The sequence below is a fragment of the Bacillus sp. FSL K6-0069 genome (assembly GCF_038007785.1).
Classification (GTDB): Bacteria; Bacillota; Bacilli; order Bacillales; family Bacillaceae_G; genus Bacillus_A; species Bacillus_A mobilis.
In genome coordinates, this window is record NZ_JBBOXN010000001.1 from 4,632,918 (window position 1) to 4,648,516 (window position 15,599).

Consider the following 15,599-nt stretch of genomic DNA (forward strand, 5'->3'; position numbering starts at 1 on the left):
ACGAAAAGAGTATCTTTCATACTCTTTTCATCTTCACTCTATTAGGAGGTTTAGGTGAATGACATTTTGGCAGTTTGCATTCAAAAACGTGACCCGGAACGCCAGAGCTTATTTCGCCTATTTTGTAAGCAGTGCGTTTTCCATCGCAATTTTTTTCTCATTTGCAGTTTATTTATTTCATCCTAAATTGCATATGACAGACGTGAATGTTGCTCTGAACATATTAATGACAATTTCAGAAGTTGTCATTGTATTCTTTTCGTTTTTCTTTTTACTATATTCAATCGGTACTTTCTTAAAAGTACGAAAAAAGCAATTTGGGATTTTAACAGTACTTGGCATATCTCAAAAGCAATTAAAAAGACTCGTATTTCTAGAAAACATGCTAATTGGTGTTCTTTCCATCTTTTTCGGCATTCAACTTGGCCTTGTCTTTTCACAGTTCTTTTTACTAGTTACCGCCAAAATTACACATGTACCTGGTCTATATTTATATTTGCCTACAGGTGCTATCGTTTTAACTATAATCATCTTTCTTGGACTCTTCATTCTCGTATCATCTTTTACACCGATGCTAATCCGTACGAGAAAAGCTGTACGTCTTTTAAAAGAAGGAACAAAACAAAAAGAAAGAAAAGCATCCGTGCTCATCTCTCTATTCGGTGCGATATGTTTAATATCTGGATATGTATTAGCAGCAAATCCTCTATATTTTATGTCGCTAGGCGATATCATTGGGCTTTTATATGCCGTCTCTAGTATATTTGTCATTCCGTCACTTGTTGCAGCTGGAACATATTTTTTCTTTTCACAAATTAGTTTTTTACTCATTCGTATATTAAAAACGCGAAGAACATTTTATATGAAGCGAATTAATATGCTTTGGATTTCTGATTTAGCAGCGCGCATTCGGACAAACATTAACATGCTCTTTATTGTAGCAATGCTATCAACACTCGCTTTTACTATGATTACATTCTTATACGGTTTTGGGAAATTTACAAAGTTTGATGCAATAAGAAAAAATCCTTTTCCTTTTACATATTTATCACATACTGAAAATGCGTTAGCTGATGAACATTTAAGTTGGTTAGAACAAAAATTTAATGAAGAGCACTTTACTTATAAAAAACTTAAAACGGATATATATGAAGTATCTTCGGCAGAAGAGAACCCAAAGCTCTATTATGCAATTAAACAAAGTGATTACAATATACTTGCTAAGGCGTTAAACTGGGAACATCTCAACGTAAAAAATAATGAATCTTATATCCTTATGAAAGACATAGATGATCAATTCATTGGCACAATTTATGATACCGAAAGGAAAGATATTCTTACACTTACTCAAAACAGCCTACAGCTACAAGTAAAAGAATATAAAAATTATAATCCTTTCCCAAATAGCTTAATCTCACAATTACTCGTATTATCTGATGAGAATGTAGAGGCATTATCATCCGTTTCAAAACAGATGAGTGTATATAGCTTTAAAGTTAAAGACTGGGAAAAAGCGAATAACATCGGCTCGTTATTCATAGACAAAATTAATACCGACGGGAACAGCATTCAAGCAGAGCACAAGCCTTTCCATGCAAGTGAAGCAAGCGATTCTCTATACACAACAAAACAAAATGTCGCTTCGTTCTTCTTAATTGGTACTTTCTTAGGTGTTATTTTCTTTATCGGTGCTGGCAGTGTTCTTTACTTCAGAATGTATACAGATTTAACAAATGAGCAAGAAAAGTATGTAACGATTACAAAAATCGGTTTAACAGAAGCTGAGATGAAACGATCTGCTACAATTCAACTCGCGATTCTTTTCTTTGTCCCATACGTTATGGCATCGATCCATACGATGTTTGCGACAAAGATGCTACAAGAAGTATTACATCTCTCGTTCTTCGCTGAGATTACAGTCGTACTTATGATTTTTGGAACGGTTGAAATTTTATTTTTCCTTTTAATTCGTTCCTTCTATATGCAAAAATTATCACAACACATTAAGTTTTAAAGGATAGAAAGGTGATTACTATGGAAGAAGTGTTACACATAAAAAATGTCTCAAAAGTGTATGAAGGAAAAGTCCCTCATACTGCTTTAAAAAATATAAATTTACATGTAGATAAAGGTGAATTTGTTGCTATCATGGGGCCATCTGGTAGTGGGAAATCTACATTTTTAAACGTTATCTCTACAATTGATTCTCCTACTTCTGGTGATGTCGTTATTAACGGAAAAAAACCGCACACATTTCGTAGAGAGAAGTTAGCTATTTTCCGCCGCCAAGAGTTAGGATTTGTTTTCCAAAACTTTAACCTACTAGATACACTAACAATCGGTGAAAATATCGTACTACCTTTAACATTAGATAATGTTCCATTAAAAGAAATGGACGAAAAGCTTGATAACATTTCAAAAAAGCTTGGCATTGATCATATTTTAGACAAACGTATTTTTGAAGTTTCTGGAGGACAAGCACAGCGTACCGCAGTAGCACGTGCTGTTATTCATCATCCGTCACTTCTACTTGCCGATGAACCAACAGGAAACTTAGATTCAAAAGCAGCAATTGACGTAATGGAGCTATTTACGAAATTGAATAAAGAAGAAGATGCAACAATTTTAATGGTTACTCACGATCCATTCGCAGCAAGTTATTGTAATCGTGTCATTTTCATTAAAGACGGCGAGCTTTACAACGAACTACACCGCGGACTATATCGTGAGAAGTTTTATCAAGAAATATTAGATGTTTTAGCATTATTAGGAGGAAGACGTGGATGACATTTTGGCAATTTGCATTTAAAAATGTCTCGCGTAATTCTAAAGCATATTTCGCTTATTTTGTAAGTAGTGCATTTTCTATCATGGTTTTCTTTTCATTTACTGTATATGCGTACCATCCGCGCTTACAAAATGTACAAAGCTTTCAAGAACGTGACCCTCTAATGAATTTAGCTAGTACGGCACAGCTTGTGATCGTTATGTTCTCGTTCTTCTTTCTCCTATATTCAGTTGGAACATTTTTAAATGTACGGAAGCAGCAATTTGGGATACTCGCGATTCTTGGAATCTCACAGAAACAATTAAAAAGACTGTTATTTACAGAAAACATGATCATCGGGATATTGTCTATCTTTATCGGCATTCAAGGTGGTCTTGTATTTTCTAATTTTTTCTTATTAGTCACCTCGAAATTAACAGGTGCAAAAGGTCTCTATTTATATTGGCCAACAGAAGCAATCCTCGTTACAACAGTAACGTTTATCATTTTATTTTTAATCGTTTCTACGTTTACGCCAATGTTCATTCGTACTCGTAAAACAGCGAAGCTCATTAAAGGTAACAAACAAATGAAAGCTGAAAAAAGGCCATCTATACTCATCTCTTTATTCGCTTTAATTTGTTTAGGGCTATGCTATTACATCGCCGGTTATCCACAAGGCTACGTAACAGAAAAAAATGTACAAAACGGATCTGTCTTCTTTATTATGTTATCTATTTTGCCGCTCGTAGTAGTCGGGACATATTTTTTCTTTTCACAAACATTTCTTCTTTTTATCTATATTTTAAAAAGGCGCAGAAAGTTTTATTTAAAACAAATAAATATGTTATGGATTTCAGACTTAGTTGCTCGTACCCGTAGTAACATTAACGTACTCTTTATCGTTTCTATGCTATCTGCACTTGCATTTACTATTATTATCGGGTTATTTGCCGCTAATAATAATACGAAAGCATCAGTACTAGAACGATATCCCGTTCCCTTCACTTATACATCAGAAGGTGACAATTCCCTTGAACAAAAGCATATTACTACAATTGAAACGGAGCTTACAAATAACAATTTCGATTACAAAAAATATAAATTTACAGTATTAAAAGATACAGCGTTAAAAGAAGACATTGCGCTAATGAAAATGAGTGATTATAACGCGATTGCCAAGCAATTAAATAGACCAGCAGTTACTCTTGATTCTACACAAGTTTACATTATTTCTCGCTATGCGCCAGAACTATTAAATCTTGTATCAAACCCATTTGCTAAACAAAATACAATTACACTTGGCTCTAATAAAAAGGAATTTCATATTAAAGGATTTATTAATAAAGGAATCGAACCCTCCTTTGCATTACCTCATCTCATTGTTATGCAAGATAATGCAATTGAAAATATGATTCCTCATATTGAAACAATTACGATTTATAACTACTTCGTGGAAAATTGGGAAAATGCAATTATCCCGACAAAAAATATATTAAACATATTAGATCAAGATGCAAATAACTTATATGAAGCACATAAGGGTGAAGAAAATTTTTTCAAGCCATTTTATATTCACACTGCTACTGATGAACTCATTAACAGTAAAGATAATGCAATTGCTCAATTCTTTATTTGGGCATTTCTCGGCTTTATTTTCTTTATCGGAGCGGCTAGCGTTTTATACTTCCGTATGTATAACGACTTAACAACTGAAAGACAAAAGTATATTACGATTACAAAACTTGGCTTAACAGAATCAGAAATGTTTCGTTCTGCAACGATTCAACTAGGGATTTTATTTTTCGTCCCGTATATCGTTGCTGGTGTTCACACGTTATTTGCAGTTAAGTTTTTACAAAGCATGTTCGCTTTTTCTTTACTAAAAGAGTTATTGATTATACTCACCTTTTTCGGGATTATCGAGATTATTTTCTTCTTCTTAATCCGTTCTCTGTACATTAATAAATTATCACAGCATATAAAAATATGAATAAAATAGCCTTGTGCATAATGCACAAGGCTATTTTCAATAGTTTTTAATTAGCAGCAATATCCACCATAACCGCCGCCATAACCGCCGTAACCACCATAACCACAACCGCCGCCTCCGCCGAAGCAGCTAGCACCGATGATGATTAATAAAATAAACAATACGATTAGAAGCGCAAAACCGCCTCCGCAACCATGGTTTCTGCGGTTACAATCATCATGTCTGTGTTCACACTTTTCGCTCATTACTCTATTCCTCCTTTAGTATCATTCATAACAAGTTCACCTTGCTCTAAATGAGGGGATTCCATTTATAGTATGTTTTCAGGGCGAATAGGAAGCTTGGCTTATCTAAAAACGGGCTTGTTTTCGGAAATGGGCTTCATCAAAAAAAGATACCAATTAAGGTATCTTCTTAAATAAACATATTCAATAAAAGCGCAAAGCCAAATGCAATAAATGATAACAATGTCTCCAGCACCGTCCACGTTTTAAACGTTTCCTTCACCGTTAATCCTAAATACTCTTTTACAAGCCAGAACCCTGCATCATTTACGTGAGAAAACATTAATGATCCCGCGCCCGTTGCAATAACGAGCAATTCTAAATTTACGCCAGACATGTGCTGAATAACAGGTGAAACAATTCCTGCTGCTGTCGTTAATGCTACCGTCGCTGAACCTGTTGCAATTCGAATTAATCCAGCTACCATGAAAGCTAAGACGATCGGCGATAACGATATATGCTCTGCCATTTGCGCAATCGCGGTTCCAACGCCGCTTTCAATTAATATTTGTTTAAACCCACCGCCTGCACCGATAATTAAAATAATGGAACCGACCGGTAATAAACTTTCATCCGTTAATTTTTTAATTACCTTTTTATTAATTCCTTGTCTGATTCCAAGTAAATAGAATGCTGCGAAACATGAAATAAGTAAAGCAATTACTGGACTTCCTATAAACACAAAAAATTCAGTCAACTTTTTCGGTAATGAAATATATGGTGCTACTACTGATAAAATCATTAATACAACTGGTAATAAAATAATAAAGAATGAAACTTTACGACTCGGTAAATCTGTTGATACAGTCGTAACTCGAACTAGCTCTGGTTCATTTTCAGGTATAACCCTTTTATGTACCCACTTTGCAAATATCGGTCCTGCAATAATGGCTGTTGGTAACGCAATAATTAATGAATATAAAAGTACCTTTCCTAAGTTCGCGTTGTAAATACCGATTGCTGTCATCGCCCCTGGATGTGGTGGCACGAGCCCGTGAACAATAGATAACCCAGCAATAACAGGTAACGCAATTAATAATATATTTTGCTTCGTCGTTTTTCGAATAGAAATAACAAGTGGTAATAAAATGACGATCCCCACTTCAAAAAATACTGGAATCCCTATAACAAATCCTGCAAATAACATAGCCCAAGGCAGTTTCTTCACACCGAAAAATCGAATAAAGAAATCTGCTACTTGCATGCCTGCTCCTGAATCAGACATCATTTTCCCTAAAATTGTTCCGAGAGCTAAAATACCAACTAAATGCCCTAGTACACTACCAACACCAGTTTCATAGGCAGTCACTATTTTCGTTAAATTCAGTCCAGACATAATAGCTAAAAATAAACTCGCAACTGTTAAACTAATAAATGCATGCCATTTCCACCATGATACCCCTAAAATAACAATCGCGATTGCAAGTAACGTGACGATTAATAAATATATATCCATCTCGCATTCTCCTTACTTTTCCCTCGTATTTATGGACAGTAAACATCCGATTGGTGTGGGATGCATCCAATTCATGTTTTACTTTATAAAAAAAGAGGGACAATCCCCTCTTTTTATACGTCATAATTCACTACATAATGCTGCATTTCTGTATTGTAGTAGCCTTCGCTATATTCAATTACTTCGCCAACTTCATCGTAAGAATATCGCATACGTTTTAATAACGCTGTCCCCTCTTTTTCACCTAACGCTTCTGCAACGAAATTAGGTGCAAGTCCAACAGCGAATTCATCTCTGAAGTTTTCTAAATGTATACCTCTGTCCTCGACTAAATCGTAAAGTGATTGCAAGTCAAAGTCCGATAAATCTGTACTTGCCATATGTGCTGAGAAATAGTGCGTATAATGAATATACGGCGCATCGTTTAATGCATATAAACGTTCAATACGGAAACTCTCCTTACCGAATAATCGAAACGGCACGGTTCCTTCTTCGTTATGAACGATTTCTGCTTTTAGCAATTTCTTCTGTACTTTATATCCTTCTTCCACTAACACTTCTGTAAATTTCTTACCCTTTGACAACTTTGTCGCAGAAGTATTACGGATGACTTTCGTTCCTTTACCGCTTTTCTTTTCTAAATATCCTTCTTGAGCAAGTTCTTTAATCGCATTACGCACCGTAATTTTACTTACTTTGAACTCTTCTTCTAACTGCGGTTCGGAAGGAATATTCGTATGAATCGCATATACACCATGCAATATTCGATCACGAATAATATTTTTTATTTGTAAATATAATGGTCCTTTTTTTCTCGTTACGTTCACCGTTACACCCACTACCTTTCTACATCACCTACTGATGCCGTCATTGCCCGAAGTATATCCTTCTCTGATGACATTGGCGTATCACCGACGATTGTATGTGCAAGCATTCCAGCTGCTGACGCAAATGAAACAGCTTTCTCTGGTGCAAACTCTTCTATCTCGCCATGAATAATCCCGCTCGTATAAGCATCTCCAGCACCTATTCTATCATATACAGAAAACGTAAGTGTTTTTGCAAAAGTGAACGCACCATCTTTACATATAAACCCGCGAAGCGAGTGTGTATTATCGCTATTAATAGAGCGATGTGTACCAGCAATTGTAGCAATATGATATGTTTCAGCCACTTTCGGAATAAGATCAACAAGTTGCGCCTCTCGCTCCGTCTCTTCTGTTTGCATTCCAAGAACGAACATTGCATCTTTTTCATTCATCATAACGATATCAGCAAGAGCTAGCATTTCTTCATAATGCGGTTTCGCCTGTTCATATCCATCTTCTCCCCAAAGCGATGGACGATAATTGCAATCAAAAACGACAGTGCCTCCGTTTTCTTTAACTGCTTTCGCTAAAGATTTCATATGATGGCGCACCGTATCATTCATCGCAAGTGTAATCCCGCAAAAATGAACGATATCAATTTCCTTGGCGATTTCTTCAAACTGGTATATCTCTTCAGACGCTGTATTGAAGCTACTTTCTAATCGATTTGAATATGTAACGCGGCTTGCACGTGCACCAAATCCATTTTCTAAAAAGTACATGCCGACATATTTACCGCCTCTTGAAATAAACGGCGCCCGAATGCCTAACTTTTGAATATATGATATGGCAGCATCCCCAACAGAGTTTTCCGGTAAGGTTGAAATAAGAAAGCCTTCATGCCCAAGATGAGAAAGTGCTGCTGCAACGTTCACACCTGTACCAGAAAATGAATATTTTAACGTATTTGCTTGCGACAACAATTCATATCCTGGTACTTGCAGGCGCATCATTACTTCACCGAATGCTGCAATTTTCTTACGCATATTGATCAACTAACTTCTTCACTACCGCTAATAATTCACGAACGTCTTCTGTTTTCGTATTACCAGTTTCTTTATCAATAATAGAAGAGTATACGTGCGGGATAACTTGTTCTACGTTTGCTTCAAGCGCAATGCGTACAATTGTTTCAAAGTTTTCTTTATCAATTCCGCCTGTTGGCTCTAATGCAAATCCTTCTTCCGCACATGCTTTCGCAACTGCGCGATATTCTTCTTCATGAGCTAAACCTTTCATTGGGAAGTATTTCAATGAATTTCCGCCCATATCACGTACAAGTGCGATCGCTGTTTTAATTGGGACGATTGCTTTTTCTTCCCCAGCTGCACTAATTGGACCAGTAGAAATATTTACGTACCCTACTTTTCCTGTTGGTGATACTAAACTATTAATCCAGCTATCTTTTCCGCCAAGATTTGCACGTGTCGCTCCAACTGAAGGGAACACTTGGTTAATATGACTACCAGGATAATGCTTCGCAATTTCAGCTACAACTGCTGCTTGGCGATTATCTCCTGCTCCTAGTCCGATCGATACCGCGTCATCAATTTCTTTTCCGTATGCTTTCATCGCTGTAACTGCTTCTTCTACTGTTGGATAGTCTTTTGATAACACGCCCACTACTACATACCCTTCTGCTGCTTCAAAAATATCTTTTGCATTTTCGATATTGTTCGCTAATACATTTAATGCTACACGGCCTTTATAAAAACGTTTTTGAATGTTTGTCATTTTAGTTTCCCCCTACAATTTCTCTCATTTTTTCTTCAATTACATGTATGTCATCACCTTGAAGTGGACGTGGATCAATATCAAAGAATCCTTGTCTTACGCCGTAATCACGTGTATAAATGGCGATTTCCCCTTTGCGTAATGCTGCTACAACGTCTTTTGCTGATTTATTTAACTCGTTCTCGTTAATGTGAATACGTGCTCTAAAGATTGCTCTTCCTGCTTCATCTTGAACGATCGTTACATTTACACCGTTTAACTCTTTTAGCGGCATAAGCACTTGTAATAACTCTTTTTCTTGCTCACTTTTATCTTTTTTTACTCCGTACTCATCAAGCGCTTGAAGTAAACCGAAAGTTGTCTCTTTCCCAACTTTCATACTTCTTCCGATGCAATGTAATTGCACTTTCAGCCACTCAATATATTTTCGTTTCCCGCCAACAATACCAGAAGTAGGTCCTTCAATCGCCTTTGAACCGCTATAAATGGCAAGGTCTGCATACTTCACGTATTTTTGAATATCCTCTTCAGCTGCCGCATCGACGATAAGTGGTACGTTATTTCGCTGCGCAACTTCCCATGCTTCTTCAACAGAAATCATATTTTTTTGCACGGCATGATGGGATTTCACATACAGAATCGCCGCTGTATTTTCACCAATCGCATCTTCAATATGCTCTGCTTTCCCTTCATTTGCGTAGCCAACTTCTACAAGTTTACCGCCGCCTAAGTAAATCATCGTTTCAACAGGAGCACCGTATTGAACGTTATGACCTTTTAACATAATCACTTCGTTTTTCGCGATGACCTCTTGATGAAGTCTTTCACTTTTACGGCGATTTCCTTCTGTAACGATACCAGCGATAGAAAGTGCAATTCCGCTCGATGCTGAATTTACAACAACCGCTGCCTCTGAATCTAGAATTCTCGCAATATGGTCTCCTGCTTTATCTACTAAATCAGCAATTTCCACATAATTTTGTCCACCATGTTTCATCGCATCCATCACTGTATCTGTAGGAGCGGATACACCTAAAATACTCATTCTACCGCTCGCATTAATCACTCTTTTTAATCCGTACTTAGCATTCAATGAATGACCCATTAATTACAACCCCTTTCGTATCAATTCTTCTTTCAGCAATGCGCTGATCCCCTTCTGAATCAATTAACGTAACCTTCTCATCTTTCACTGTAAATAAAGTTAAGTTTGCAATATCGCCTTCTTGAATACGGCCAAGCTCTGGTTTTTTCAGCCACTCTGCCGCATGTTTCGTCACCGCATCAATTACTTCTTCTAGCGGATAACCTAAGTAAAGGAATTTCGAAAGAACATGAGCCATACTATATACTGGACCGTGTATACGATTCTTTCGGTAAATATCTGTACTAATTGTATTAAAAGCAATATCGTGACGCTTCGCCGCTTCTGCTACTTTAAAAGAAAAACTAGCATTGCCATGGCCAACATCTAAATGAACACCGCGCTTCACTGCATCTAGTAATACAGGTAGCGGTTTGCCTTCTTCATCAAATAAATTATTTTCTTTCCCGTTTAAGTAATGTGTAATCACATCATCTTTTTCTAAAAGAGGTACAACTTCCTCTATGCGAGGAGGGGCTGAACCGATATGTACCATAATCGGTAATGATGTTTCACGAGATAAAGAGCGTGCAACATGAAGCGGTTCAATTCCACTATCACAAACGACACTTTTACTCATTCTCGCCTTTAACCCAACGATTACATCTTTATACTTTTCTACTGCTTCTATTACTTTCTCTTTATCTATCCATTCCATGTTGGATAATTCATCAATTCGTTTCAAACCGATGCGAGAAATATTTAAAAAGGCAAATAAATTTGTTTTTGCCTGCTCTCTATTTTTTACTAAATCTGCAATACGATCAGCTCCGCAGCTACCCGCATCAACAATTGTCGTTACCCCCTGCTTAACGCCAATTTCATCTACCTCATCGCCATACGGATCAAACTCTGGAAAAGCGTGAACGTGTAAATCAATCCAGCCACTCGATACGTAAGTACCAGAGTAATCAAGAACCTTTCCACCCTCACCAGCACCAGCTTTCGTCACCTGTGCGATTTTATTATTTTCAATTACAATGTCAACCTCTTCCCCGTTCACACGTTTCACATTACGTAGTACGAATCGTTCTGTCATTGTATTTCCACCCTTTTCTATAAGAAGCCATAAGAATACGCTTACATTAAAGTTTCATTTTATATCTCTTTCACACATTTAGCGTAACACAAAAAAAGGGAGAAGTAAATATAACGTTATAATGTTTAATTTTATATTAAAATGTGAGTTTCCATTACATATTCGGACAATCTATAAGCAGGAGGGATATTCTTGAGGTTTCGAATTTTATTATTGATAATCTTAATCACTTTATATGTACCAACAACGGTTAGTGCAGCCCCTCCATCACTTACGGCTGCATTTATCCGGGACCATCAGCTATGGATAAAGAAAGGAAATCAAGAAATACAAATCACAAAAAATCGATATGTGTATTCTCCAAAATGGTCTTATGATGGGAGATTTATTGGTTATATTGATAGTGATGAAACAGGGAAAAAGTCTAACTTATTCATTTATGATACGAAGAAGAAAGTAAACTATCAGCCTTATGAACGGGTCGTAACATCTGACTTTAAATGGTCACCAAATAAAAAATCAATTAGCTTACACTGATCAAGGTTTATTAAACGTTACAAAAACAAAAAATGGTCGCCCACAAGACTTTGAAAATGTATCACTGGGAGTTAGTGATTTCGAATGGTTTCCGAACGGAAAGAAATTTATCGTTTCCTCACAATCCTGCTTGCGTCCGACCGGATGGGGCAAGGTTCCACTTTATAAAATTCCTGTAAATGCAAATCTTGCTAAAGATAAAATAAGGCCTTTTTATACGATTCAAACAAATGAAACTGATTTATTTGCAATTACCGCTAACTATTTCCAGTGGAGTTCTGATGGAAAATGGATTAGTTTTTTGGCTAGTCCTACTGCCTCTTTGGCAATGGATAGCAATACATTATGTGTTATCTCATCACAAGGGAAACACTTTCGAACGATTGGTAACATGCTATGGTTCAAAGACTGGATGAAGTGGGCTCCATCAGCCAACCAACTGGCCTATATTTCAGGAGAAGGAAGGTTTTTTGTAGAAAATAAAAAATTCACAGTGGCAGACATGGTAACAGCAAAACAACAAAAGGTCTACACACCTGTCGGTTATGTAGACCTTGATTTAGAGTGGTTTTCACCAAACAAAGTGGTTGTGGCTCGTGCAACAGAAAATAAGGCATGGAAAGAAGGCCCTGTTCCGACGATGTTTACAACACTTTATATGATCAATATAAAAACAGAAGAACAGAAACAAATCTCATTCCCAAAACAGAATGAACGTGATGAAGACCCTCAAGTTATTGGACCTTATCTTACTTGGCTTCGCAAGAAAACAAATGTATATAAAGGCGATGTCTGGATGAAGGATAGCTTACATAGTCAGGAGTATATATGGCTGAAGAATGTTGATGAGGCTCCGACCTTTTTTACTCGGAATGAACGTCATTGAAAATGTGTTCATTACAATCCTCGTCATATAAAAATTTGTATCTGTTTCCCTATTTGATTCTCCCGCAATAGAACACTATTATGGGAGAATCAAGATTATCTATTCCTGTACCGTCACAATAACCCCGTCCATATTATTCCCCGAAATTTCATACTGCTTATTCGCTGGAACATTCACTTTCCTGTTTCCAGACACTTTATAATAAGAAACCGTATATTTCTTACCTTCCACATCGGTTGTGATTTCTTTTTTCTCTTTTAAGAAGTCTAAGTATTCCTCCAATGTAATTTTCTCTTTTTGCATAATCGCACTATGAGGTAAGCCGACATAACGTATATGCCACGGCTCATATTGAATGCCTGTAATATGACTTTTATTTTTCGGATAACGTAAAACAAAGCCATGCTTCCATACGTTCTCTTCAATCCACTTTCCTTCAGGCGCTCTCTCCATTTTCTTTTGCGTAGATCCAACGTCGAGTGATAATCCTAAATTATGTTCACTGTATCCTGCTGGAAGCGCATAGTCAGATCCCATTTCTTTATACAATTTACTTTGCTCTTGAAAATCTCGATACCCGCTACTCATTAAGAAATGCTGTACTCCATCTTTTCCAGCTGCATCGACAACGTTCAAAAAACTTTCCACAACGCCCTTTGATAAGCGAAGATTTCTATCAAATATTACATAACCTCTTACTAATTCACTATTGTGATTTACATTTATAATATCAGACCTAATACTATCTTTTTTAACTGGGTAATCTTTATTAACTAATAACAGATCCCCCTTATAAATTTCTTCTTTTGTAACCTCTATGTTTTCCGTATTCGCAGCTCTTACCGTATTATCTTTGTCGGCAATTTTCACATCGATCTCTTTTTGAAATAATGGTGATATATAAAAACCTACGCAGATTGTGCATGCTATAAAAAAAGAAATAAATACCCACTTTTTCATTTCTAGTTCCTCCTTAACGTAACTTACGTATAGAATAGAAAAAACTATTAAAATAAAAAGTGGGGTAAAGTTTAAATTTTTATTAAATTACTTCGCTCTCTTCTTTTGGCAATCTCACTTCAAATATCGTTCTAATCACATTACTTTCAGCAGAAATCTTTCCATCATGCTGCTCAACAATATTTTTCGCAATAAATAGCCCAAGACCTGTACCACCTTGCTGCTCAGATCTTGCCTTATCACCTGTATAAAACATATCAAAAAGGTACGGTAAATCTTCTTTCGGAATGCTGTCTCCGTAATTAATAATTTGTACGACTACCTCTTCACCTTCAATGTACCCGTTCACATCAACAAACTTTCCATCATACCCGTAGCGAATCGCATTCGTTAAAAGATTTTCAAATACCCTCGCTAATAATTTCCCGTCACCGTTAATAGGTAACTGAGGCGAGATATTCAATCTCGCTTCTAATTCCTTCTTTTCTAATAACGGATATAATTCTTCATCTAACTGAATAAGCAATTCACCTATATCAATCGATCTTTTTTCCAGCTTCAGCATCCCATAATTCATTCTTGTGATTTCAAATAACTCATCAATTAAACTTTCCAGCCTTTCAGATTTCGTAAAAGCAATTGTGGAAAAGTGTTTAATTTGTTCTTTCGTCAAATTCTCATCTTTAAGAATTAAATCTAAGTAACCTAAAACAGACGTTAACGGCGTTCTCAAATCGTGAGCTAAGTTAACAATAAGCTGGTCTTTACTACTTTCCGCAAAGTCTCCTCGCTCCACTGCTTCCTTTAATTTTTCACTCGCTACATTAATTTCACGTGCGATATATCCAAACTCATCATTTGATGACACGCGCACTTCATTTGAAAAATTTCCGTTCGCCAAATGATGAATCCCGCTTGAAATCTCATCAAAATATTTTACATAAGGCCTAGTAAGGAAGAAGAAAAACATAATGGATAGAGGGATGAAAATAATTAAAAAGAAATTAACATCCCCAATTTGTCTTACCATAGAACGAAATTGAGCTAACGGATCCTCAAAACGAACGGCTAATTTGTAATAGATACGTAACCCTTCATAAATGATATACGTTACACCGCCAGCAAATATCATACTTAATGCAAATAGCATAACCATCTTCGAGCGAAAGCTTCTCATCTTTTTAGCCATTGAAAGTATAACCTACTCCCCATACTGTTTTTATTAACTTATTCTTTCTTTTATCTTCCCCAAGTTTTTTCCGCAACGTGCGAATATGTACCATAACTGTATTTCCGCCTTCAAAATAATCATCGGCCCATACGTGCTGAAAAATATTTTCCACATTGTACACTTTCTTCGGATGACTCGCTAATAAATACAAAATATCAAACTCTTTCGGTGTTAATTCAACTTGTTCTCCGTACACATTTACAGTTCTTCGCTCAGGATCAATAACAACTCCGCCTACCTCTAAAGCAGATTTACTCTCCGCTACTTTCGGCTGATTTAACGTAAGAAATCGGCGTAATTGTGCATTTACACGCGCAACTAATTCAATTGGTGTAAAAGGTTTCGTCATATAATCATCTGCACCTAATACAAGACCTGTCACCTTATCAAAATCAGACGTTTTCGCACTTAAGAAAATGATTGGCATATGATGCTTCGCGCGAATTTGACGCGTCACTTCATAACCATCCATTTTTGGCATCATAATATCTAAAACCACTAGATCGATTGGCTGCGTTTCAATAATATGAATTGCCTCTTCTCCATCAGCTGCTTTCACAACGTGGTAACCTTCTTTTTCTAAATGTATCTCAATTAAATCAGCAATTTCTGCCTCATCATCCGCTATTAAAATTGAAATGCGCTTCATATTACTCCCCCTTGTATACGCTCGATTGTAAACTAGTCTATCCAATTTGT

General features: G+C 36.5%; 13 protein-coding genes and 1 pseudogene. 4 read left to right on the plus strand and 10 right to left on the minus strand.

What is annotated here, in order from left to right:
• Positions 1-58: 58 nt before the first annotated feature.
• From MHB74_RS23935 to MHB74_RS23945, 3 genes are read left to right on the plus strand one after another with little or no spacing between them, the layout of a single operon-like run.
• The gene (locus MHB74_RS23935; RefSeq protein ID WP_061677591.1) at positions 59-2,014 is read left to right on the plus strand and encodes an ABC transporter permease; all 1,956 of its coding nucleotides are present in this window, start codon (positions 59-61) and stop codon (positions 2,012-2,014) included.
• Between the two features lie 20 nt (positions 2,015-2,034).
• Positions 2,035-2,787: an ABC transporter ATP-binding protein gene (locus tag MHB74_RS23940; protein WP_000393250.1), complete on the plus strand. Its 753-nt coding sequence runs from the start codon at positions 2,035-2,037 to the stop codon at positions 2,785-2,787.
• Positions 2,784-4,760 (plus strand): FtsX-like permease family protein, encoded by a 1,977-nt coding sequence (locus MHB74_RS23945; RefSeq protein ID WP_061677593.1) that lies wholly within the window; start codon positions 2,784-2,786, stop codon positions 4,758-4,760. The genes MHB74_RS23940 and MHB74_RS23945 overlap by 4 nt, the downstream gene beginning before the upstream one ends.
• Before the next feature lie 50 nt (positions 4,761-4,810).
• Here MHB74_RS23945 and MHB74_RS23950 read toward each other — a convergent pair whose 3' ends face one another.
• From MHB74_RS23950 to MHB74_RS23980, 7 genes are all read right to left on the minus strand, one after another.
• Positions 4,811-5,005 (minus strand): YjcZ family sporulation protein, encoded by a 195-nt coding sequence (locus MHB74_RS23950; protein WP_061677595.1) that lies wholly within the window; start codon positions 5,003-5,005, stop codon positions 4,811-4,813.
• Between the two features lie 169 nt (positions 5,006-5,174).
• Complete coding sequence (gntP, locus tag MHB74_RS23955) at positions 5,175-6,500, minus strand: gluconate permease GntP (RefSeq protein WP_061677597.1); 1,326 nt, start codon at positions 6,498-6,500, stop codon at positions 5,175-5,177.
• Between the two features lie 113 nt (positions 6,501-6,613).
• Positions 6,614-7,339 (minus strand): GntR family transcriptional regulator, encoded by a 726-nt coding sequence (locus tag MHB74_RS23960; RefSeq protein WP_061677598.1) that lies wholly within the window; start codon positions 7,337-7,339, stop codon positions 6,614-6,616.
• Positions 7,339-8,355 carry a sugar kinase gene (locus tag MHB74_RS23965; protein ID WP_061677600.1) on the minus strand — a complete coding sequence of 339 codons (1,017 nt, stop codon included), beginning with the start codon at positions 8,353-8,355 and terminating at the stop codon, positions 7,339-7,341. The genes MHB74_RS23960 and MHB74_RS23965 overlap by 1 nt, the downstream gene beginning before the upstream one ends.
• Positions 8,348-9,103: a 2-dehydro-3-deoxy-phosphogluconate aldolase gene (dagF, locus tag MHB74_RS23970; protein ID WP_000181913.1), complete on the minus strand. Its 756-nt coding sequence runs from the start codon at positions 9,101-9,103 to the stop codon at positions 8,348-8,350. The genes MHB74_RS23965 and dagF overlap by 8 nt, the downstream gene beginning before the upstream one ends.
• A 1-nt stretch (position 9,104) precedes the next feature.
• On the minus strand, positions 9,105-10,208 hold the full coding sequence (locus MHB74_RS23975) for a DgaE family pyridoxal phosphate-dependent ammonia lyase (RefSeq protein ID WP_061677602.1): 1,104 nt from the start codon (positions 10,206-10,208) through the stop codon (positions 9,105-9,107).
• The gene (locus tag MHB74_RS23980) at positions 10,186-11,286 is read right to left on the minus strand and encodes an amidohydrolase/deacetylase family metallohydrolase (protein ID WP_061677604.1); all 1,101 of its coding nucleotides are present in this window, start codon (positions 11,284-11,286) and stop codon (positions 10,186-10,188) included. The genes MHB74_RS23975 and MHB74_RS23980 overlap by 23 nt, the downstream gene beginning before the upstream one ends.
• Positions 11,287-11,478: 192 nt before the next feature.
• Here MHB74_RS23980 and MHB74_RS23985 point away from each other — a divergent pair.
• Positions 11,479-12,709: pseudogene (locus MHB74_RS23985) on the plus strand (translocation protein TolB).
• Positions 12,710-12,808: 99 nt separating this feature from the next.
• Here MHB74_RS23985 and MHB74_RS23990 read toward each other — a convergent pair.
• The 3 genes from MHB74_RS23990 to MHB74_RS24000 form a co-directional block, all read right to left on the minus strand.
• A complete protein-coding gene (locus MHB74_RS23990) occupies positions 12,809-13,669 on the minus strand; it encodes a M15 family metallopeptidase (RefSeq protein ID WP_061677606.1) in 861 nt (286 codons plus the stop codon).
• An 82-nt stretch (positions 13,670-13,751) separates the two neighbouring features.
• Positions 13,752-14,858, minus strand: coding sequence for a HAMP domain-containing sensor histidine kinase (locus tag MHB74_RS23995; protein WP_061677608.1), 1,107 nt, complete (start codon positions 14,856-14,858; stop codon positions 13,752-13,754).
• On the minus strand, positions 14,851-15,549 hold the full coding sequence (locus MHB74_RS24000) for a response regulator transcription factor (RefSeq protein ID WP_000822494.1): 699 nt from the start codon (positions 15,547-15,549) through the stop codon (positions 14,851-14,853). Before MHB74_RS24000 ends, MHB74_RS23995 begins: the two co-directional genes overlap by 8 nt.
• Positions 15,550-15,599 lie beyond the last annotated feature (50 nt).

Coding starts and splice junctions, on each gene's coding strand:
- MHB74_RS23935 (WP_061677591.1), top strand. CDS start 59: ATGACATTTTGGCAGTTTGCATTCAAAAACGTGACCCGGAACGCCAGA.
- MHB74_RS23940 (WP_000393250.1), top strand. CDS start 2,035: ATGGAAGAAGTGTTACACATAAAAAATGTCTCAAAAGTGTATGAAGGA.
- MHB74_RS23945 (WP_061677593.1), top strand. CDS start 2,784: ATGACATTTTGGCAATTTGCATTTAAAAATGTCTCGCGTAATTCTAAA.
- MHB74_RS23950 (WP_061677595.1), bottom strand. CDS start 5,005: ATGAGCGAAAAGTGTGAACACAGACATGATGATTGTAACCGCAGAAAC.
- gntP (WP_061677597.1), bottom strand. CDS start 6,500: ATGGATATATATTTATTAATCGTCACGTTACTTGCAATCGCGATTGTT.
- MHB74_RS23965 (WP_061677600.1), bottom strand. CDS start 8,355: ATGCGTAAGAAAATTGCAGCATTCGGTGAAGTAATGATGCGCCTGCAA.
- dagF (WP_000181913.1), bottom strand. CDS start 9,103: ATGACAAACATTCAAAAACGTTTTTATAAAGGCCGTGTAGCATTAAAT.
- MHB74_RS23975 (WP_061677602.1), bottom strand. CDS start 10,208: ATGGGTCATTCATTGAATGCTAAGTACGGATTAAAAAGAGTGATTAAT.
- MHB74_RS23980 (WP_061677604.1), bottom strand. CDS start 11,286: ATGACAGAACGATTCGTACTACGTAATGTGAAACGTGTGAACGGGGAA.
- MHB74_RS23990 (WP_061677606.1), bottom strand. CDS start 13,669: ATGAAAAAGTGGGTATTTATTTCTTTTTTTATAGCATGCACAATCTGC.
- MHB74_RS23995 (WP_061677608.1), bottom strand. CDS start 14,858: ATGGCTAAAAAGATGAGAAGCTTTCGCTCGAAGATGGTTATGCTATTT.
- MHB74_RS24000 (WP_000822494.1), bottom strand. CDS start 15,549: ATGAAGCGCATTTCAATTTTAATAGCGGATGATGAGGCAGAAATTGCT.